The sequence below is a fragment of the Achromobacter sp. ACM02 genome, assembly GCF_014851605.1.
Classification (GTDB): Bacteria; Pseudomonadota; Gammaproteobacteria; order Burkholderiales; family Burkholderiaceae_B; genus Achromobacter; species Achromobacter aegrifaciens.
Map to the genome: position 1 here is coordinate 58195 of NZ_JACUZY010000002.1, position 19434 is coordinate 77628.

At 66.3% G+C, this 19434-nt stretch carries 17 protein-coding genes; 12 read left to right on the forward strand and 5 right to left on the reverse strand.

What is annotated here, in order from left to right:
* The first annotated feature begins 3 nt into the window (after positions 1 to 3).
* The 8 genes from IB258_RS05095 to IB258_RS05130 all read left to right on the forward strand — a co-directional run bounded on the left by IB258_RS05095 (position 4) and on the right by IB258_RS05130 (position 8767).
* Positions 4 to 1191: an acyl-CoA dehydrogenase family protein gene (locus IB258_RS05095; RefSeq protein ID WP_192352258.1), complete on the forward strand. Its 1188-nt coding sequence runs from the start codon at positions 4 to 6 to the stop codon at positions 1189 to 1191.
* A 5-nt stretch (positions 1192 to 1196) separates the two neighbouring features.
* A complete protein-coding gene (locus IB258_RS05100; RefSeq protein WP_175163178.1) occupies positions 1197 to 2228 on the forward strand; it encodes an acyl-CoA dehydrogenase family protein in 1032 nt (343 codons plus the stop codon).
* 33 nt (positions 2229 to 2261) lie between these two features.
* Entirely contained in the window at positions 2262 to 3032 is a 771-nt protein-coding gene (locus tag IB258_RS05105) for a hypothetical protein (protein WP_059372341.1), read from the forward strand.
* A 167-nt stretch (positions 3033 to 3199) separates the two neighbouring features.
* A complete protein-coding gene (locus IB258_RS05110; protein WP_175163182.1) occupies positions 3200 to 3952 on the forward strand; it encodes a GntR family transcriptional regulator in 753 nt (250 codons plus the stop codon).
* Entirely contained in the window at positions 3903 to 5219 is a 1317-nt protein-coding gene (locus tag IB258_RS05115) for a malonyl-CoA decarboxylase domain-containing protein (protein ID WP_192352259.1), read from the forward strand. The genes IB258_RS05110 and IB258_RS05115 overlap by 50 nt, the downstream gene beginning before the upstream one ends.
* 45 nt (positions 5220 to 5264) lie before the next feature.
* A complete protein-coding gene (locus IB258_RS05120; RefSeq protein WP_054452933.1) occupies positions 5265 to 6056 on the forward strand; it encodes an enoyl-CoA hydratase/isomerase family protein in 792 nt (263 codons plus the stop codon).
* A gap of 5 nt (positions 6057 to 6061) precedes the next feature.
* Positions 6062 to 7603, forward strand: coding sequence for a malonyl-CoA synthase (locus IB258_RS05125; RefSeq protein ID WP_192352260.1), 1542 nt, complete (start codon positions 6062 to 6064; stop codon positions 7601 to 7603).
* Between the two features lie 192 nt (positions 7604 to 7795).
* Positions 7796 to 8767 carry a tripartite tricarboxylate transporter substrate binding protein gene (locus IB258_RS05130; RefSeq protein ID WP_119449996.1) on the forward strand — a complete coding sequence of 324 codons (972 nt, stop codon included), beginning with the start codon at positions 7796 to 7798 and terminating at the stop codon, positions 8765 to 8767.
* Positions 8768 to 8789: 22 nt separating this feature from the next.
* On the opposite strand, the gene IB258_RS05135 is transcribed toward IB258_RS05130, so the two are convergent.
* Together IB258_RS05135 and IB258_RS05140 are read right to left on the reverse strand one after the other, a co-directional pair.
* Positions 8790 to 9803 (reverse strand): CAAX protease, encoded by a 1014-nt coding sequence (locus tag IB258_RS05135; RefSeq protein ID WP_225590292.1) that lies wholly within the window; start codon positions 9801 to 9803, stop codon positions 8790 to 8792.
* Between the two features lie 143 nt (positions 9804 to 9946).
* Complete coding sequence (locus IB258_RS05140) at positions 9947 to 10903, reverse strand: aldo/keto reductase (RefSeq protein WP_054452926.1); 957 nt, start codon at positions 10901 to 10903, stop codon at positions 9947 to 9949.
* Between the two features lie 272 nt (positions 10904 to 11175).
* On the opposite strand from IB258_RS05140, the gene IB258_RS05145 reads away from it, so the two are divergent.
* The 3 genes from IB258_RS05145 to IB258_RS05155 all read left to right on the forward strand — a co-directional run bounded on the left by IB258_RS05145 (position 11176) and on the right by IB258_RS05155 (position 14394).
* On the forward strand, positions 11176 to 12147 hold the full coding sequence (locus IB258_RS05145; protein ID WP_054452924.1) for an ABC transporter substrate-binding protein: 972 nt from the start codon (positions 11176 to 11178) through the stop codon (positions 12145 to 12147).
* Between the two features lie 418 nt (positions 12148 to 12565).
* Positions 12566 to 13453, forward strand: a complete 888-nt coding sequence (locus tag IB258_RS05150; RefSeq protein WP_054452922.1) for an ABC transporter permease — start codon at positions 12566 to 12568, stop codon at positions 13451 to 13453.
* 146 nt (positions 13454 to 13599) lie between these two features.
* Positions 13600 to 14394 carry an ABC transporter ATP-binding protein gene (locus tag IB258_RS05155; protein ID WP_013395026.1) on the forward strand — a complete coding sequence of 265 codons (795 nt, stop codon included), beginning with the start codon at positions 13600 to 13602 and terminating at the stop codon, positions 14392 to 14394.
* Positions 14395 to 14442: 48 nt separating this feature from the next.
* On the opposite strand, the gene IB258_RS05160 is transcribed toward IB258_RS05155, so the two are convergent.
* The 3 genes from IB258_RS05160 to IB258_RS05170 form a co-directional block, all read right to left on the reverse strand.
* A complete protein-coding gene (locus tag IB258_RS05160) occupies positions 14443 to 15690 on the reverse strand; it encodes an FAD-binding oxidoreductase (protein WP_192352261.1) in 1248 nt (415 codons plus the stop codon).
* 96 nt (positions 15691 to 15786) lie between these two features.
* Complete coding sequence (locus tag IB258_RS05165; RefSeq protein WP_192352262.1) at positions 15787 to 17421, reverse strand: NAD(P)/FAD-dependent oxidoreductase; 1635 nt, start codon at positions 17419 to 17421, stop codon at positions 15787 to 15789.
* Positions 17421 to 18932 carry a polyamine aminopropyltransferase gene (locus tag IB258_RS05170; protein ID WP_054452916.1) on the reverse strand — a complete coding sequence of 504 codons (1512 nt, stop codon included), beginning with the start codon at positions 18930 to 18932 and terminating at the stop codon, positions 17421 to 17423. The genes IB258_RS05165 and IB258_RS05170 overlap by 1 nt, the downstream gene beginning before the upstream one ends.
* A gap of 89 nt (positions 18933 to 19021) precedes the next feature.
* Here IB258_RS05170 and IB258_RS05175 point away from each other — a divergent pair, with 89 nt between their 5' ends.
* Positions 19022 to 19408: a DUF350 domain-containing protein gene (locus IB258_RS05175; RefSeq protein WP_054452914.1), complete on the forward strand. Its 387-nt coding sequence runs from the start codon at positions 19022 to 19024 to the stop codon at positions 19406 to 19408.
* Positions 19409 to 19434 lie beyond the last annotated feature (26 nt).

Sequence of the window (19434 nt, forward strand, 5' to 3'; positions counted from 1 at the left end):
GGCATGACGCAGTTGGAAAGCGCCGCGCGGGAAGACGAGGCGTTCCGCCTGGACTTGCGCGGCTGGCTGGCATCGGCCTACGCCGGTTTCGTCAAGGATTGGCCGGGCGGGGCCGAGCCGCGCAACCTTGATTTCCGGCGGGCATGGGAAGACACCCTGTGCGCCAACGGCTGGTCCGGTTTGGGCTGGCCCAAGGAGCATGGGGGCCGCGCCCTGCCGCTGTCGCGGCAGGCGGTGTTCCACGAAGAGCACGCGCGCTGCGGCGCGCCGCTGGGCGTGAACCTGATCGGACACGGCATCCTGGCGCCGACGCTGCTGCATTTCGGCACCGAGGCGCAGAAGCGCCGCTTTTTGCCCGGAATCCTGTCGAACCGCGAGGTCTGGTGCCAGGGCTATTCGGAGCCTGGCGCCGGCTCCGACCTGGCGTCGGTGCGCACGCGGGCGGAGGCAGCGGCGGGCGGCTATCGCTTGAACGGCCACAAGATCTGGACCTCGTTCGCCGACCGCGCGCAATGGTGCTTCGTGCTGGCGCGCACCGATGCGCAGGCGCCCAGGCACAAGGGGCTGAGCTTCCTGCTGGTGGACATGCGCAGCCCGGGCGTGCGGGTCGAACCGATCCGGCAGATCACGGGCGAGGCCGAATTCTGCGAGGTGTTCTTCGAGGATGTGTTCGTGCCTGAAGACTGCCTGCTAGGTGCGCCGAACCAGGGCTGGAAAATCGCCATGGCCGCGGCCAGCTTCGAGCGCGGCACCTACTTCATCCCGCGGCTGGTGCGCTTCGCGCAGGAACTGCGCCAGGTGCGCGAACTGGCGTTGCGCGCCGACGCCTACGGCCACGTTCCGGCGTCCTCGGCGGCGGTGCGCCATCAGTGGGCGCGGCTCGCGGCCGACAGCCATGTGCTGGCGTTGAAGTCGCAGCGCGCGCTGGCCGGCGCGATGCGCGGCGATCCGCCGGGGCCCGAGGGGTCTTCCACCAAGATCCATTGGAGCGAAGCGCATCAGCGGCTGCTGGAACTGTCGCTGCAACTGCTGGGCGAGGATGCCTGCCTGGCGGACGACGCGAGCGACGCGCATGCCGCCGAACTGACGCATGCCTATCTGTGGTCGCGCGCCGAAACCATATTGGCCGGCACCTCCGAAATCCAGCGCAATATCATCGCCGAGCAGATGCTCGGCCTGCCCAAGGCTTGAACCTCATGGATCTGCATCCGACCGAAGACCAGCGCATGCTGGACGACGCGGCCCGGCGCTTTCTGGCCGACCGCCATCCGCCCGCCACGGCACGCGCCGCGGCCGGCAAACCCTATGAAGCGCGCCTGGCGCAATGGCGCGAGATCGCCGCCCAGGGCTGGCCGGCGTTGCTGGCGCCGGCCGCGCAGGACGGACTGGGGCTGGGCATGCGCGAAGCCTGGATCGTGGCCGAAGCCGCCGGGCGGCACCTGTTGAGCCTGCCGCTGGCGGCCAACATGGCGATACTGCCGACCCTGTGCGCGGCGGGGCCGGCCGCGGGATGGGCTGCCGCCGTGATGGCGGGCGACACCTACTTTGCTGACGCTGCCGTGCGTCCCGACGGATCGGTCTTCATCGAAGGCGCGGGCGAGGGCGTGCGTGCACTGGCCGTGCGGCGCTTGAGCGCCACCGCCCTGCGCCTGGAGGCGCTGGCGCCCGTATCCGGCGAGGCGCGGCTCGATCCCACCATGCCGGTGGCGCGCGTGACCCGCCCGCAATTGCTGGACAGCGTCGATCTGGAGGTCGAGGCGGGAACCTGGGAGCGCCTGCGGACGCGCCTGCGCCTGTTGCGTTCGGCTGAGCTGCTGGGCGCTGCCTCGGCCGCGCTGGACATGGCGGCGGCCCATGCACGCGAACGCCGGCAATTCGACCGCGCCATCGGCGCCAACCAGGCGATCAAGCATCGGCTGGCGGAAGACTGGATGGCCTTGGACGACGCCAGGCTGGCGGGCGTGGCAGCGGTTGCGGCGCATGACGCGGACGCGGCTTCGGCGGAACGCGACAGCCTGTTCGCGCCATTGCTTGCGGTGGAGGCGGGCCGGCGCGCGGCGCAGAACGCCATCCAGGTCCACGGCGCGTTGGGCGTCACCTGGGAGTGCGATGCGCACCTTTACCTGAAGCGGGTGCTGCGGCTGGCGGCCGGCCTGCAAGCCGAAACGTCCCGCGCGGAACTGCTGGAACGCATCTGGGAGAGCGGGGACGACCGGCTGGCCGCCTGACGCAGAGGCGGCGTCCGACCTACAATCGCCGCCATGCATAAATCGAACTTTCCTTCCGAGCTGGACCAGCCGACCCTGTCCGAGGTGGACGGCGTCCGCTATCTGCACTTCAACACCGTCTGGGTCCAGGGCGCCATGCGCATCAAGAACCCGTCGGAGCTGGTGCTCGAGTACACCGCCCAGATGATGGCCTGGCTGCTGTTCCTGGAGCCGCCCAAGGACGAAGCCATCGGCATGCTGGGCCTGGGCGCCGGCTCGCTGGCGCGCTACTGCGTGAAGCACACGCGCAGCCCCTTGCTGGCGGTGGAATGGAATCCGCGGGTGACGGCGGCCTGCCATATGTTCTTCCGCCTGCCGGGCGCGAACCGCCTCGAAGTCGAACACGCCGACGCCGGCGCCTGGGTGGCCGATCCGCTCAACGCGGGGCGTTGCCCGGTGCTGATGGTGGACTTGTACGACGCCATGGCCGAGGGACCGGTGCGCGACAGCGTCAAGTTCTATCGCGACTGCCGCCGCGTGCTGGGCGAGGTCGGCGTGCTGGCGGTGAACCTGTTCGGCCGCCACGAGAGCTTCGGCAAGAACATCGACAATCTGTCCAAGGCCTTCGACGACCGCATCGTGCTGCTGCCCGAGGTCGAGGCGGGCAACCAGATCGTGCTGGCGTTCTCCGGCCCGCGCCTGGAAGTCACCCCCGCCGAGCTGTTGGCCAGGGCCGAGGTGGTGGAGGCCAAATACGGCCTGCCGGCGCGCCGCTGGGCCCGCTCCCTGACCCGACACGCGGTCGATGGGGTGCTGCACTTCTGATTTTGTCCCCATTTTTCGGGATGAATCGACGGGCCTCCGGATGCCGGAGGCCCTTTTTATTCCTAGGGTAGCTACCGAGGAGCAAGGGGTTTTCTTTTTCCCGCATCCAGCACTATCATGGTCTTATTCATAATTATGAATTACGGTGCAGTTCAGGCCGCTGACCCATGACTCTTCCCATCGTCCGGCAAGCCCTCTACCTGGAAGTCGCGGATCGCCTGCGCGGCATGATCCACGCGCGTTCCCTGCGCAACGGCGAATGGATCGACGAACTGCGCCTGGCGGGCGAGCTCGGCATCTCCCGCACCCCTTTGCGCGAGGCGCTCAAGGTGCTGGCCACCGAGGGGCTGGTGCGGCTGGAGCCGCGCCGCGGCTGCTTCGTCAATGAACTCTCGGCGCAAGACCTGGAAGACATCTTCCCGCTGATGGCCATGCTGGAAGGGCGCTGCGCCTTCGAGGCCGCGCGCAAGGCCAGCGATGCCCAACTGGCCGAGCTGGAACCCCTGCACGCGGCGCTGGCGGGCCATGCCCAGGCTGGCCGCATCGATGCCTACTACAAGACCAACTACCTGATCCACGAAGCGGTGCAGGCCCTGGCCGGCAACCAATGGCTGTCGGACATGGTGGGCAATCTGCGCAAGGTGCTGAGCCTGTCGCGCCACCGCAGCCTGTCCCAGCCCGGCCGCATCCAGCAGTCCTGCGCCGAGCACCTGGCCATATTCGAAGCGCTCAAGGCGCACGACAGCGAGGCCGCGCAGGCGCTCGCGCACAACCACCTGATGCGCCAGCTGGAAGCGCTGCGCGCATTGAGCCATGCGGACGCCGCCGATGCGGCGCCGTCCGATCCCATCGTCATCGAGGAGCCCGCCCATGTCCGCACCCGCCAATCTCGCGCCCGCGCGCGGCGCACGCACGCCTGAGCCCGAGGCCGATGCCATCTATGAAGCGGCCGCCGCCGAAAGCGCGGGCCTGATGTCCCGCCTGGGCAAGCTGTGGGAACGCGGCCGGCTGCCCAGCGAATCCGAAGTCCGGCGTTTGTTCGAAGCGCGCCTGACCGACGTGGCCGCCAACAAGCTGGCCCGCCGCTGGTGCGAACAGTACAGCGCCGCGGATGGCAAGGACCGCCGGCTGATGCTGACCGCGCTGGCGCAGGCGCGCGGCAGCTACGCTGGCGAAGGCGGCGAGGGCGCGCGCCTCTTCAAGCGCTTCAATGCGCAGCCCCAGGGCCTGCGCTTCCTGGTGGAGCTGCGCGCGGACATGCTGCGCTGGCGCAAGCAGGTGGCGGGCATTCAGATGCTGGACAAGGACCTCGAGGGTCTGCTGTCCGCCTGGTTCGACGTGGGCCTGCTGGAACTGCGGCCGCTGACCTGGGATTCGCCTGCATCGCTACTGGAAAAGTTGATCCTTTACGAAGCCGTGCACGAGATCACCTCCTGGGACGACCTGCGCCGTCGTGTTTCGCCGGACCGTCGCTGCTACGCCTATTTCCATCCGCAGATGCCGGGCGTGCCGCTCATCTTCGTGGAAGTCGCCTTCGCCAGCCAGATGGCCGACAACGTGCAGGTGCTTTTGGACAGCACCCTGCCGCCGCAGGACCTGGACAAGGCGCGCTGGGCCATCTTCTATTCCATCTCCAACACGCAACCCGGCCTGAAGGGCATCAGCTTCGGCAACTTCCTGCTCAAGCGCGTGGTGGAGCAGCTGCTGCATGAACTGCCCAAGCTGAAGTCCTTCGCCACGCTGTCGCCCATCCCGGGCTTCGCCGACTGGCTGGGCAAGCTGGACGCCGAGGCGGTGGAGGCCATCGTGCGCGAGGACAAGGTGCGCGCCAAGGCGCGCAAGCGCGAGGGCGTGCCCGACGGGCGGCGCTGGGTTGCGCGCCTGGCCAAGGCGGCCCAGGGCAAGGCCGCCGACGTGGTCAAGCGCGCGGGTTTCCGCCTGACAGCCAATTATCTGCAGTCCATGAAGAACGGCATGCCGGTGGACGCGGTGGCGCGTTTCCACCTGGGCAATGGCGCGCGCATCGAACGGCTCAATTGGGCCGCGGATACCTCGCCCAAGGGACTCAAGCAGTCCTGCGGCTTGATGGTGAACTACCTCTACGACCTCGACGAGCTGGATGACAACCTGGCCCGGCTGGGCGAGGGCAAGCCCCAGGTCAGCCGCGGCGTGGGGCGGGTGGCATAGGCGTCGCGCCCGCGGCGCAACTACATAAGAAAGAGGGCAGGAGACATGACGGACAACGTGGCCGGCCGCGTGCTGCTGGAACGCGAGGGCGATCTGGCGCGGGTGACGCTATCGCACCCGGGGCGCCTGAACGCGATCACCGTGGGCATGTGGCATGAACTGCGGGACGTATTCACGCGCATTGCGCAGGACGATACCGTGCGCTGCGTGATCGTGCGCGGCGAGGGCGGCAACTTCGCCGCCGGCGCCGACATTCGCGAGTTCCCCGCGCAGCGCGGCGACATGGCCGGCGTGCAGCGCTACCACCGCGAGGTGCTGGCGCCTGCCTTGCAGGCGGTCGCCCTGTGTCCGCATCCGGTCGTCGCGCAGATCGAAGGCGTATGCGTGGGCGGGGGGCTTGAGATCGCCAGCCAGTGCGATCTGCGGATCGCGGGCGAATCCGCGCGTTTCGGCGTGCCGATCAACCGCCTGGGATTCCCCATGGCGCCGGACGAAATGAGCGGCCTGCTGGCCTTGGTCGGACGCGCCGCCACCCTGGCCATCCTGCTCGAAGGCCGCGTGTTCGGCGCGGCCGAGGCCCGCGAGCTGGGCCTGCTGACGCGCGTCGTTCCCGACGACCAGGTGGTCGACGCGGCCAAACGCAGCGCCGAGCGCATCGCGGCTGGCGCGCCGCTGGCCGCCCGCATCAACAAGCGCCTGTCGCGCAGGCTCGCCGCCGGCGGCGCCTTGACCGAAGACGAATACCAGGATTATTTCTCGTACGCCGACAGCCGGGACCACAAGGAGGGCGTGCGCGCCTTCCTGGCCGGCGTGGACCCTTCCTTTTCCGGAGACTAGACAAGGTGAGCAACGCTAATCTATATGCTGTCCTGCAAGGCGGCTTTCCCAAAGACCGCAGCAAAGTCGCGCTGGAAACGCCCGACTTGCAATACACCTGGGACGACATCGATCGCGCCACCGCGTGCCTGGCCAATCTGCTGACCTCGCTGGATCTGCCGGCCGGTTCGCGCGTGGCGGTGCAGGTCGAAAAGTCGCCCGAAGCGCTGCTGCTGTACCTGGCCACCTTGCGTGCCGGCCTGGTCTACCTTCCGCTGAATACCGCCTACCGCGAATCGGAAATCGAGTACTTCCTGGGTAATGCCGAGCCGGCCGTGGTGGTCTGCGCCAGCAAGAACCTGGACTGGGTGCAGCGCGCGGCAGACAAGGCGGGCACCGCGCACGTGTACACGCTGAATGAAGACCGCAGCGGCACGCTGCTGGATGCCGCGGGCGGCCTGCCGCAGACTTTCAAGACCGTCGCGCGCAAGCCCGACGATCTGGCCGCCATCCTGTACACGTCCGGCACCACCGGGCGCAGCAAGGGCGCGATGCTGTCGCACGGCAACCTCGCCGCCAACGCCCGCGTGCTGCACGACTATTGGGGTTGGCGCCCGGACGACGTGCTGCTGCACATGCTGCCGATCTTCCATGTGCACGGCCTGTTCGTGGCCTCGCATGGCGCCTTGCTGGCAGGGGCCAGGATGATCTGGCTGCCCAAGCTTGACGTCGACCAGGCCTTGCACTACCTGCCGCAGAGCACCGTGATGATGGGCGTGCCAACGTACTACGTGCGTCTGCTGGCCGACCCGCGCTTTGACCGCAGCGTCTGCGCCAACATGCGCCTCTTCATTTCGGGCTCGGCGCCCTTGCTGGCAGAGACCTTCTCGGACTTCCAGAAACGCAGCGGCCACGCCATCCTGGAACGCTATGGCATGAGCGAAACGGTCATGCTTACCTCCAATCCCTATGACGCCAAGCTGGGCGAACGCCTGGCGGGTACCGTGGGCCGCGCTCTGCCGCAAGTGCAGGTGCGGGTGGTCGACGATGCCGGCATCGCGCTGGCGCCGGGCGAGATCGGCAACGTGCAGGTGCGCGGGCCGAACGTGTTCTCGGGCTACTGGCGCATGCCGGAAAAGACCGCCGAGGAATTCACCGCCGACGGCTGGTTCAAGACGGGCGACGTGGGCCGCTGGGGCGGCGAGTCCGCGGGACGCGACGTGCCCGCCGACTACCTGTCCATCGTGGGCCGCAGCAAGGACCTGATCATTTCCGGCGGCTTCAACGTGTACCCCAAGGAGATCGAAACGCTGATCGACGACATGCCCGGCGTGGCCGAATCGGCGGTCATCGGCGTGCCGCACGCAGACTTCGGCGAGGCCGTGGTGGCCGTGGTGGTGCCCAAGGACGGCGCGGCGCTGGACGCGGACGCGATGCAGGCCGAGCTGAAATCGCGCATCGCCAATTTCAAGGTGCCCAAGCGCGTGCACATCATCGGCGAACTGCCGCGCAACACCATGGGCAAGGTGCAGAAGAACGTGCTGCGCGAAACCTACAAGGCGCTCTGACGTACGCGCCGACCGCTCCCCGATCTGGGGAGCGGGTTTTCTTCAGGCCCGGCGTGTGATGCGCAGGCCATCTTTCAGGAGCGCTCGCCCCCAAAAAAACCGCAAGTCCCAGCAGCCCATTCCATACAAAAACTTCAAGAGACGAGACGCACATAACCGCGCCGTCCCCATGCTGCAGCAAGAGGAGACAATATGAAATATCGCACCACCGCCGCGGCCGTATTCGCCGTGGCCGCCCTGGGCTTTGGCGGCGTCGCCGCCGCACAATGGCCTGAACGCCCGATCACGCTGATCGTCCCGTTCCCCGCAGGCGGCGGCACGGACACCTTTGCCCGTCCGCTGGCCCAGCAACTGACCACGCAGCTGGGCCAGCCCGTGGTCATCGACAACAAGGGCGGGGCGGGCGGAACCGTGGGCGCGGGCGTCGCGGCCAAGGCCAGGCCTGACGGCTACACCTTCTTCATGGGCGGCGCGCACCATGCGCTGGCCCCCTCGTTGTACAAGAACCTGAACTACGACATCCAGAAGGACTTCGTGCCGGTCGCGCTGGTCGCCCAGCCGCCGCAGGTCATCGTCATCAATCCGTCCAAGCTGCCGGTGAAGACGGTGCAGGAATTGATCGACTACGCCAAGAAGCGTCCCGGAGAAATCAACTTCGGCACTGCCGGCAAGGGCAGCACGCATCACCTGGCCGGCGAGCTGTTCGCCATGCAGACCGGCATCAAACTGGTGGACGTGCCCTACCAGGGCGCCGGGCCCATGCTGTCGGCGCTGATCGGCGGACAGGTGGACCTGGCGTTCGACGGCCTGGGTTCGTCCGCCGGCCATATACGCTCCGGCACGATCAAGCCCCTGGCCGTGGCTGCCACCGAACGCTCGCAATCGCTGCCCGACGTGCCCACCGCCGCCGAGGCCGGCGTACCGAACTACGTGGTGTCGACCTGGTACGCGATCTGGGCGCCCGCTGGCACGCCCAAGGAAGCGGTGGATCGGATGAGCGCCGAGATCACCAAGGCCCTGAATGCGCCGAAGATCAAGGAAACCTGGGCCGGCAACGGCTCGGCCGTGCCCACCCTGACCGGCGCCGAGTTCGGCAAGTTCGTCGATAGCGAGGTTGGGCGTTGGGCCAAGGTGGTGAAGGACTCGGGGGTGAAGCTGGATTGATGAGCCGGCGCTTTCTTGTCCGTCACTCCGGCAGGACAAGGAAGCGCCGCCTGCACCCCTGGTGGATCTTCGCCGCCAGAGCTCTGTGCTCCCGTCGTGATTGATCCACCAGCCTGGCCAGCTTGCGCGGGGAATGGATCTTGCGAGACTGAAGCCGATGTTGGAAACGGCGGATTTCAACCGAGGTGCAGGCCCGGCGCGCATGGCGCAGCAGGCCATGGATCTGCAGCAACCGCAGATTCTCCGGGTGGATCAACGCCAAGAGGCTTTCCGCTTTGTCGATCTTCTCGTGCAAGTGTTGCAGGGCCTCGGCTTCCGTCTGGACGCCGTACCGCTTCCAGGCAGGTTCGTGATGAAAAAGACGATTGCGGAACTCCCTCAGCGTCGCAACCAGGTCTCTGCCGTGGGCCAGTACGGCGCTCGCCTGGCGCGTGGGCCAAGGTCCGCGAAACACGGTGGATAGATGCTTGGGCCAGATCAGGCCCCGTCCCATGAAATCGGCATTGAGCAGGAACTCCCAGGATGAGAATTCAGTCTTGGAAATCACGCCTGCATGGTTGGGAATGATGTGACCGCGTAGCCGGTGACGACTGCGGACCTCGCTGATGTACTTGCGCGTTGCCTTGACAAAATTGTCATGCACCGCCTGCACGGCTTGAGGTGGCGCAGCGCCGGGCGCATACGAGCGATACAGTAGCCGCGGACCCGACCACCAGAACGACCCCAGGTCCGCGGTCAGCGCCCGGTCGATGGCATTGCGCAAGGTGATTTCAACCGCGCTGATCAACGGGTACAAGGCGCCGCTGGCATGGGTGTTCCATAAATAGGCGCCCATCAGTTCCACATCATTGGCTGGGCTGAAGACGGTCTGATAACTGCTCATGCGCTCGTTGCTAATGAGCGTGTCTATCAGAATCGGCCGATATTGCAGTGTTGTTGGCATGTCACTCACCCTGGAAAGATCCGCAGGTGTCCAAGATTGACTCTGGACAGCCTCGCGGAATAAGATCTCTCTAAGGTTGGTGATGGCTTCCAATTGGCGCAAGCCTACGACCCATCATGTAAGACCTGATGTCACCCCGGCCTTGAGCCGGGGATTTCTTTTTCAGCCCTGTAAAGTTTGTCCTATTCGGGGCGCGGACGTGCCGTTGCGGCTCGTCCGGTATTTTCACCCCTCCCTCACCGCCATTCACTCGCCTGGCTCAGCTTGGCCAACTGATCATGCGTCAGCGCCAGGCTGGCCGCCTTGACCAGTTCGTCCAGTTGCTCGAGCGAGGTCGCGCTGACGATGGGCGAGGTGATGCCGGGTTGCGCGATCTGCCAGGCCAGCGCGGCCTGGGCGGGCGTGCAGTTGGCGTCCTCGGACACTTCGTCCAGCGCTTTCAGAATCCGGTAGCCGCGGTCGTTGAGATAGGTGTCGACGATCTTGCGTCCGCGCGGGCTTTTGCCCGCGTCCGCGGGGCTGCGGTACTTGCCGCTGAGGAATCCGCTGGCCAGGGCGTAATAGTTGATCGTGCCCATCTGCTGCGTCTTCACCAGGCTTTGCAACCCGGACTCGAAGGGTTCGCGGCGGTACAGGTTGTATTCCGGTTGGATGCTCTCGTAGCGCGGCAGGCTGTGCCGTTCGCTCGCGATCAGCGCTTCGGACAGCCGCACCGCGGTGTAGTTGGAGGCGCCGATGGCGCGCACCTTGCCGGACTCGATGTGCTTGGCGTATTCGGCCAGGGTGTCGGTCAGCGGCGTGTCGGGGTCGTCCTGGTGCGACTGGTAGAGGTCGATGTGGTCCGTCTGCAGCCGGGCCAGCGAGGCTTCCAGCGAACGGCGGATGTAGGCGGGCGCCAGGCCCTTGGCGTCGGGTCCCATTTCCATGCCGACCTTGGTGGCGATCAGCACGCGGTCGCGCTTGCCGGAGCGCTTCAGCCATTTGCCGATCAGGGTCTCGGATTCGCCGCCCTGATTGCCCGGAACCCAGCGCGAATACACATCCGCCGTGTCGATGAAGTTCAGGCCGGCGTCAACCAGCGCGTCCAGCAGCGAGTACGTGCCGGCTTCGTCCACGGTCCAGCCGAAGACGTTGCCGCCGAAGGTGAGGGGAGGAATCTGCAGGCCGGAACGGCCCAATGCGCGTTTGATCATGGTGAGGCCTCTGGATGCTGCGGTTGGCGGCGTGAAAGAAGTCCGGTTTCTGCGGATCCGGCCGCTGCGATTCCGGGCTTTTCAGTATATTGACGCCGCTGCGCCCCGCTGCGGGGCATGCTGTTGCGGCATGCACCATTTCAGGGATTCCCCCGAAACGCTTTGGGTGGGCGGCAAGTTAGACTATACGGCTTTATGGCTAGTCCGGCCGGCGGGGAGCCGCCAGCGGCGCCGTAATAATGAGCAAAAACAAGGGTTCAAGGAGCTTATCTATGCTGATCGGAAAAAAACATTTTCTGACGGTTGGCGCCATGGCGCTGGCGATGGCTATCGCCGCGCCTGTGTCCGCGCAGCAGAAATCCGTGGCGGTCACCGCCATCGTCGAGCATCCGGCGCTGGACGCCGTGCGTGACGGGGTGCAGGATGCCCTCAAGCAGGCCGGCTACGAGCCGGGCAAGAACCTGAAGTGGCAATACCAGAGCGCCCAGGGCAACAACGGCACCGCCGCCCAGATCGCGCGCAAGTTCGTCGGCGACAAGCCCGACGCCATCGTCGCGATCGCCACGCCGTCGGCACAGGCCGTCGTCGCCGCTACCAAGGACGTGCCGGTGGTGTATTCCGCCGTGACCGATCCGGTCGCTGCCCAACTGGTCGCCAGCATGGACGCCTCGGGCACGAACGTGACCGGCGTGTCGGATCTGCTGGCCCTGGACAAGCAGGTCGAACTGATCAAGAAAATCGTCCCTAACGCCAAGCGCGTGGGCATCGTCTACAACCCGGGCGAGGCCAACTCGGTCGTGGTCGTGAAGAAGCTGCAGGAAATCCTGCCGAAGTCTGGCATGAGCCTGGTCGAAGCGGCAGCGCCGCGCTCGGTGGACGTGGCTTCCGCCGCCCGCAGCCTGATCGGCAAGGTCGACGTCATCTACACCAACACCGACAACAACGTCGTGTCGGCCTATGAGTCGCTGGTCAAGGTCGGCAACGACGCCAAGATCCCGCTGATCGCTTCCGACACCGACAGCGTCAAGCGCGGCGGCATCGCCGCCCTGGGCATCAACTACCGCGACCTGGGCGTGCAGACGGGCAAGGTGGTGGTGCGCATCCTGAAGGGCGAGAAGCCCGGCGCCATTCCCTCGGAAACCATCTCCAAGCTCGAGCTCTACGTGAACCCGGGCGCTGCCGCCAAGCAGGGCGTGACCCTGTCCGATGCGATCATCAAGTCGGCCGCGGTGGTTGTGAAGTAATAATCAGCCGTACCCGCCCCGCCATGCCTACCCGGCGTGAGCGGGGCTTGTTTTATGTTCTGGTGTCTTGCCTTACCCCATGGTCTTCAGGGCGGCAGCATTCACAAGATGCTCGCGGCCCGGCGCAATGTGCTGGTCTTGAATGGCCGGCGGCCCGCCTTACGGCGTTGTGCCCGCCCGGCGTTTTTGCTCCCTGAATGGTCCTGCAGACTCATGCTGGCGGCCCGGCCGTCCGGCACGGGAAGGCTTTGGCAGGAAACCGGAGAAAATCCCTCGCAGGGAAACGTTTCTTGCGAAAGCTGGGGTAAAACTGACCCCGAAACGCAAGATATCCGACGCGGCAACTCTTTAATATGCTCGTTTCTTGCCTTCGTGCAAGTTTTTAATATGCCCGCTTCTTACTGATTGGATTTGACCCATGTCATTGTTCTCGTTGTTAGGTGCGTTGGAGATCGGCCTGATCTTCAGCCTGGTGGCTCTGGGCGTGTATATCTCGTTCCGCCTGTTGCGCTTCCCGGACCTGACCGTTGACGGCAGCTTCCCGTTGGGCGGCGCGGTCTGTGCCACGCTGATCGCCTCGGGCACCGACCCGTTCATGGCCACCGTCATCGCCACCATCGCTGGCGCCGCAGCCGGGCTGGTCACCGGCTGGTTGAACGTCAAGCTCAAGATCATGGATCTGCTGGCCAGCATCCTGATGATGATCGCGTTGTACTCGGTCAACCTGCGCATCATGGGCAAGCCCAATGTCCCGCTGATCACCGAACCCACCGTATTCACCATCCTGCAGCCTGAGTGGTTGTCGGACTACGTCGCCCGCCCGTTGATCCTGATCGTGATCGTGATCCTGGCCAAACTGGCGCTGGACTGGTTCTTCGCCACGCAGACCGGCCTGGCGGTGCGCGCCACCGGTTCCAACGGCCGCATGGCCCGCGCCCAGGGCGTCAACACCGGCCGCATGATTCTGGGCGGAATGGCGCTGTCCAACGCGCTGGTCGCGCTGGCGGGCGCGCTGTTCGCGCAGACCCAGGGCGGTTCGGACATTTCGATGGGCATCGGTACCATCGTGATCGGCCTGGCCGCGGTGATCGTGGGCGAAAGCATCCTGCCGTCGCGCAAGCTGGTGCTGGCCACGCTGGCCGTCATCATCGGCGCCATTGTCTACCGCTTCTTCATCGCCCTGGCGCTGAACAGCGATTTCATCGGCCTGAAGGCGCAAGACCTGAACCTCGTCACTGCGGTGCTGGTCACGTTTGCCCTGGTCATTCCCATGCTCAAGCGCCGCCTGGTCGGCAAGAAAGGATGAGGCCCACCCCCGAAGCGCCTGCGGCGCTTCCCCCTCAAGGGGGCGTCGCGCGCGGACCGGCAAAGCCGGCTCCGCGGCGGCCCCGATCGGGCTGTATGGAATTGATGTGGCCTGTGTGCTGCGATTGCACAATGGAGTACTGAAATATGTTGTCCGCAAAAGACCTCAAGATCACGTTCAACGCGGGTACGCCCATCGAAACCCGCGCCTTGCGCGGCCTGTCGCTGGAGATTCCCTCGGGCCAGTTCGTGACCGTCATCGGCTCCAACGGCGCCGGCAAGTCCACCTTCCTGAATGCAGTGTCGGGCGACCTGCCGGTCGACTCCGGCCGCATCGACATCAATGGCGTCGACGTCACGCGCCAGCCGGTGTGGGCGCGGGCGGGCCGTGTGGCCCGCGTGTTCCAGGACCCCATGGCCGGCACCTGCGAAGACCTGACCATCGAAGAGAACATGGCGCTGGCGCAGATGCGCGGCGCGCGCCGCGGCTACAGCCGCGCGGTCAAGGCCTCCATGAAGGAGGGCTTTCGCGAGCGCCTGGCCACGCTGGGCCTGGGCCTGGAAAACCGCCTGACCGACCGCATCGGCCTGCTGTCTGGCGGTCAGCGCCAGGCGGTCAGCCTGTTGATGGCGGCCTTGCAGCCCTCGCGCATCCTGCTGCTGGACGAGCACACCGCGGCGCTGGACCCGCGCACGGCGGACTTCGTGCTGCAGCTGACCGCGCGCATCGTGGCCGAAAGCCAGCTCACCACGATGATGGTGACCCACAGCATGCGCCAGGCGCTGGACGTGGGTGACCGCACCGTCATGCTGCATCAAGGGCAGGTGGTGCTGGATGTGTCGGGCGACGAGCGCCGCGGCATGGACGTGCCGGATCTGCTGGCCATGTTCGAGCGCGTGCGCGGCGAGAAGATCTCGGACGACGCCCTGTTGCTGGGGTAAGCGCCAGGCGCCGGTTGTGTGAACCACAGCCGGCGGCTTCCTGCCGCCCTAGATGAACCGACCCGGCCGGAAGGCCTCGTGGCGCGAGGCAGCGCCGCCATCACACATCAGTTCTCCCAGTATCCTGGCCGTGCCGGGCGCGGTGCTGAAGCCGATGTGCTGGTGGCCCAGCGCCAGCCACAGGCCGGGATGGCGCGGCGCTTCGCCTATCATCGGCCGGCTGTCGGGCAGCGTCGGACGCCGCCCCAGCCACGCCTCGGCGTCCAGCCGCCGGTCCAGCGGAAACGCCTCGCGGGCCCGCGCCTCCGCCAGGTCCAGCTGCAGCGGCCGGGCGGGCGCTTCGCAGGCGTCCAGTTCCACTCCCGTGGTCAGGCGCAGCCCGCGTGCCATGGGCGACAGCACGTAGCCGCCGCCGGTGTCGTAGACCGGGCGTGTCAGGCTGGCGCCGTCTGCGCCGCTGTAATGCATGTGGTAGCCGCGCTCGAACGCCATGGGCAGGTCTATGCCCGCCGTTTTCAAAAGGCCCTTCGACCAGGGACCCAGCGCCACCACCAATCGATCCGCCGCTACTGACCCGGACCCCTGCACGCCTTGCACGATCCAGCCCTGGCCCTCGCGGCGGATGGCGCTGGCGGTCAGGCGTTGGAACGCGCCGCCCGAGCGCCGGAACAGGGCGGCATAGGCCGCGACCACTTCGTGCGGGTCATCGACAGAGTAGGAGCCCTGGATCCACAGGGCGCGGTGGAAGATGGGCGCAAGCGCGGGTTCGATCTCCGCGAGTTCCGCGGGCTGCAAGACCTGGGTCGGCACCTGGTACTGGGCAAAGGTCTTGCGCGACAGTTCGCCGCTGTTCCAGCCCTGTTCCGAGCGGTACAGGAAAACCCAACCCGTATCGCGCAGCCGGTGCGCCGCGCCCGATTCGTTCAGCAGCCGCAGGTGCTCGGGCGCCGAAAGCCGGATCAGGCCATCCAGCGCCTCCACGGTCTGCCTGAACACCGCCGGCCGGGCGTTGAGCAGGAAGCGGGCGGCCCAGCCCAGGTTCCGCGCCAGATAGCTCAGCTTGTAGCGGAACTGCACGGTGTCGTTCTTCAGCAGCCGCGGCAACTGCGGCCACAAGCCGGGGTGGTTGAACGGCATCAGCGAACTGCGCGCGATCACGCCGGCGTTGCCCAGCGAGGTTTCCAGGCCCGGCTCCTGCCGGTCCACCAGCGTGACGGACAGGCCGCGGCGCTGCAGTTCCAGGGCGCAGCAGACGCCCACGATACCCGCGCCTAGGACAACGACGTGCTTTCCCATGTCTTTTTATCTGAGTCCGGTCAGGAGGTGCCGTGATGCCCGGCAAGCTCGCGGAATTGTATTGCAGGCGGCCGGAGAAAATGCGGCGCGCGAACTTCAGGCCTGCGGCGGCTTCCGGCCCATGATCCGTCCTGCCGCGGCCACGCCCCACCACGAGGCCTCCTCGAATACGGAATAGCCTGAAAGGTCTGAGTGCGCGAACAGCACCGGACCGTCCACGTCGCGCAGCGCGGCCAATCCCCGATTGGACAGGTAGCCGCATAGCGGCGAGGCCATGGCGTGGCCGCGCACCGTGATTTCCAGCTGGCGCGCATGGCGCCAGAACTCCTTGCCGTAGGCCGCGACCAGGTCGGACGCGGCCTCGGCCCGCAGTTCTTCCGGACTGGCGCGGGTCAGCCACTCGCGCGCGGCCTGGGGCGTCTGTCCGCTGAGCGCGTGATACGCCGTGAAGACGCAGCGCGGCGTACGGGCCACGCGCAGCAGCTGGTGCGTGGAGACGACATAGCCCAGCGCCTTGCCCTGGTAGACGACGTTGTCCCAGGACAGCGGTTCGCCCGGGGCTTCGGCCGGGTAGCCTTCCATGACGAAGTTCGACACCATCCAGGGCGCGTGCGGCGGCGCGTGCACCGCCGGATCGTAGCCATAGGAGCGGATGTCGGGCAGGATGCGCTGAGCCACGAACAAGGGCATCGCGCACACGGCGCGGCGCGCCTGCACCGTGTAGGCGCTGGAAGACGAGGCGAGGCAGGTGACCAGCGCGCCGGCAGGCGTCTCCTGTACCCGGACCGCCGTGCCGGCGGCCAGCCAGTCGACATGGCCGAGCTTGTTCGTGATGGCGTCGCGCATGCGCTGCATCAACGTCGACAGGCCTCCAGGCCAGGTCAGCACCGCGCCTTCGCCGGCATTTTCGGCATGGCCGTCGCGGCTGGCGAAGTAGTGCAGGCCCGCCCAGGCCGAAATCGCGTCGTACTGTGCGCCGTAGTCGTCGCGGCAGCAATAGTTCAGGTACCAGTGCAGCGCGGGCGAGGTATAGCCCTCGCGGTCCAGCCATTGCTTGAACGTAATCGCGTCCAGCGCGCGCCAGGCCGGGTCCTGCGACGACAGCGTGAGCGGAATGCTGAAGACCTTGCGGCCGTCGTTGCCGGTCTGCGTGTGCAGACGATCGATCAGCGCAAGAAATTTGCGGTGCTGCGCCAGGTCCGCTTCCGGCAGCCCGCTCATGGGCAGCAGGTTCTCTTCCCAATGGCCGCCGCGCAGCAGGCGCTCCTGGGGCGAGTGCACCAGCGCGGTCTCGTCGTAGTAGGGGCGGGGGGTACTTGCGCCGCGCTCGATGATGCCGAAATCGGCCAGCATTTCGCGTATGTGCGTGGAGGCCATCGAGGGCAGCGGCAGGTAGTGCGCGCCCAAGGGGTAGTCCAGGCCGTCGCGCTGGCCGGCGGCCGCGTTGCCTTCGAGTTCGGGGCCCTGCACCACCAGGAAATCCGTGTGCCCTTCGCGCGCCAGCTTCCAGGCGCAGGACAGGCCTGCCACGCCCGAGCCCAGGATCACGACGTCGCGCTGGCGGCTGGCGGAGGGCTGAGGCCAGGCCGCTGCGTCGCGCAAGGCATGGCCTGCCTGCATGCCCGGGTAATGGATTTCCGGCGTGGTCTCGACGATGCGCGAACGGTAGTACCCGGCGGTGCCGGCGACGGCGGCCGTGGCCGCGCCCAAGAGGAAGCTGCGCCGCCGCATCAGCGGATGACCTTGCGCCAGTCCTCGTCGAAGTAGCGCACGAGCGATTGCTCGTTCAGACGGTTCGGAGGCATCGCCAGCGCGGGCATGTCGGCGGGGAAGTGGAACAGTTCGCGCGTCGTGACCGGGTCCAGGTAGCGCGTGGGCACGGTAATCGTGGTGGGCGGCTCGTAGTCGCGGCGCTTGCTGGCCAGAATGAAGCCCCAGTCGCCAAAGGACGGCACGTAGGTATGGTACGGCCAGGTGTTCAGGCCGGCTTCCTTCAAGGTGGCGTCCACGCTCCAGAATGAGCGCGGCGCGAAGTAGGGCGAGGTGGACTGCACCACCATATAGCCGTTCTCGGCCAGGTGGCGCGCCATCAGGTGATAGACCGGGACCGAGTAGAGGCGGCCCAGGCCGAAGTTGGACGGGTCCGGAAAATCCACCACGATGTAGTCATAGACCTCGGCGTGGGTTTCCAGCCAGCGGCCGGCGTCGTCATTGATCACCGTGACCCGGGGATCCTTCAGCGACCCCTGGTTCAGCTTGACCAGCGGTTCGGAGCGGGAGAACAGGCCGGTCATGGCCGGATCCAGATCCACCAGCGTCACATGTTCGATATTCTTGTACTTGAGGATTTCGCGCACCGCCAGGCCGTCGCCGCCGCCCAGCACCAGCACATTGCGCGCCCAGGGCAGGGCTTGCAGGCCGGGGTGCACCAGCGCTTCGTGATAGCGGTGCTCGTCGCGCGACGAGAACTGCAGGTTGCCGTTGATGTACAGGCGCAGGTCGTCGTGCCAGCGCGTGACCACCAGGCGCTGGTACTGCGTGGTTTCCGCGTGCACCACGTCGTCGCCGTACAGGCCTTTCTCGGCCCAGGCCGTCATGCTGCCGGAATAGATGAAGCCCATCCCCAAAAACCCGATCACCACCCCAGCGCGGATGGCTTTTTCGCCGGGCCTGCGCAGTTCCGCGCGGAACAGCCAGGTGGTCCACAGCGCCACGCTGGCGTTCATGATGCCGAACAGGAAACTGGTGCGCAGCAATCCGAGCTTGGGCGCGAGCAGCAGGGGAAACACCAGCGACACGGCCAGCGCGCCCAGGTAGTCGAAGGTCAGCACGCGGCTGACGATTTCGCGGAACTCGGCCTTGCGCTGATTGAACACTCGCATCACCAGCGGAATCTCCATCCCGACCATCAGGCCGATGACGAAGACGCCGACATACAGGGCGGCGCGGAAGGGCGCGGAAAGCCAGGCGAAGACCAGGAACAGCACCGCGGCGGAGACGCCGCCCAACAGGGCGACCAGCAGCTCCACGTCGATGAAGCGATTCAAAACGTCTTCGTCTCTTACATATTTTGACAACCATGAACCTATGCCCATGGCGAAGAGATAGCAGCCGATGACGGAAGAGAACTGCAGTATCGAATCCCCCAGCAAATAGCTGGCCAGCGCGCTGCTGATGAGCTCATAGCCCAAACCGCAGGAGGCGACGATCAATACCGAAAGGATGAGAACGCGGTCGCGCATGAGGTGTCCGACACGAAAAATGCGTTCGCAGTATATCGAACGCGCCGTATATACTGCGCGCAATTAGGAGGGCGGCAATGGGAGAAGCAATGCATCCGGTGGTGACCTATCTTATCTACATGGCATCTGCGCTTGCCATGCTGGGTGTCTTCACCTTGGTCTACACGGCCGTCACGCGCTACAAGGAATTCGAGCTGATCCGCGAAGGCAATATCGCCGCCGCGCTGTCGTATGGCGGCGCGCTGGTCGGCTTCAGCTTCACCTTGTGCTCCAGCATCGCGATCCATGCCAGCTATGCCATGTTCCTGCTGTGGGGCCTGGTGGCCATGCTGGTGCAGCTGGTCGTGTACGTGGGCGTATCCCAGACCGTGCGCGGCATGAACGAGGCCATCGAAGAAAACAACATCGCCATGGGCGGGCTGATCGGCTCGATTTCCATCGCCGCGGGCATCGTCAACGCCGCCAGCCTGACCTGACGCGGCCGCGCGCCGCACTCGATCTG

Coding starts and splice junctions, on each gene's coding strand:
- IB258_RS05115 (WP_192352259.1), top strand. CDS start 3,903: ATGTCCGCACCCGCCAATCTCGCGCCCGCGCGCGGCGCACGCACGCCT.
- IB258_RS05165 (WP_192352262.1), bottom strand. CDS start 17,421: ATGCGGCGGCGCAGCTTCCTCTTGGGCGCGGCCACGGCCGCCGTCGCC.
- IB258_RS05160 (WP_192352261.1), bottom strand. CDS start 15,690: ATGGGAAAGCACGTCGTTGTCCTAGGCGCGGGTATCGTGGGCGTCTGC.
- IB258_RS05095 (WP_192352258.1), top strand. CDS start 4: ATGACGCAGTTGGAAAGCGCCGCGCGGGAAGACGAGGCGTTCCGCCTG.
- IB258_RS05105 (WP_059372341.1), top strand. CDS start 2,262: ATGCATAAATCGAACTTTCCTTCCGAGCTGGACCAGCCGACCCTGTCC.
- IB258_RS05110 (WP_175163182.1), top strand. CDS start 3,200: ATGACTCTTCCCATCGTCCGGCAAGCCCTCTACCTGGAAGTCGCGGAT.
- IB258_RS05100 (WP_175163178.1), top strand. CDS start 1,197: ATGGATCTGCATCCGACCGAAGACCAGCGCATGCTGGACGACGCGGCC.
- IB258_RS05140 (WP_054452926.1), bottom strand. CDS start 10,903: ATGATCAAACGCGCATTGGGCCGTTCCGGCCTGCAGATTCCTCCCCTC.
- IB258_RS05175 (WP_054452914.1), top strand. CDS start 19,022: ATGCATCCGGTGGTGACCTATCTTATCTACATGGCATCTGCGCTTGCC.
- IB258_RS05130 (WP_119449996.1), top strand. CDS start 7,796: ATGAAATATCGCACCACCGCCGCGGCCGTATTCGCCGTGGCCGCCCTG.
- IB258_RS05155 (WP_013395026.1), top strand. CDS start 13,600: ATGTTGTCCGCAAAAGACCTCAAGATCACGTTCAACGCGGGTACGCCC.
- IB258_RS05150 (WP_054452922.1), top strand. CDS start 12,566: ATGTCATTGTTCTCGTTGTTAGGTGCGTTGGAGATCGGCCTGATCTTC.
- IB258_RS05170 (WP_054452916.1), bottom strand. CDS start 18,932: ATGCGCGACCGCGTTCTCATCCTTTCGGTATTGATCGTCGCCTCCTGC.
- IB258_RS05120 (WP_054452933.1), top strand. CDS start 5,265: ATGACGGACAACGTGGCCGGCCGCGTGCTGCTGGAACGCGAGGGCGAT.
- IB258_RS05145 (WP_054452924.1), top strand. CDS start 11,176: ATGCTGATCGGAAAAAAACATTTTCTGACGGTTGGCGCCATGGCGCTG.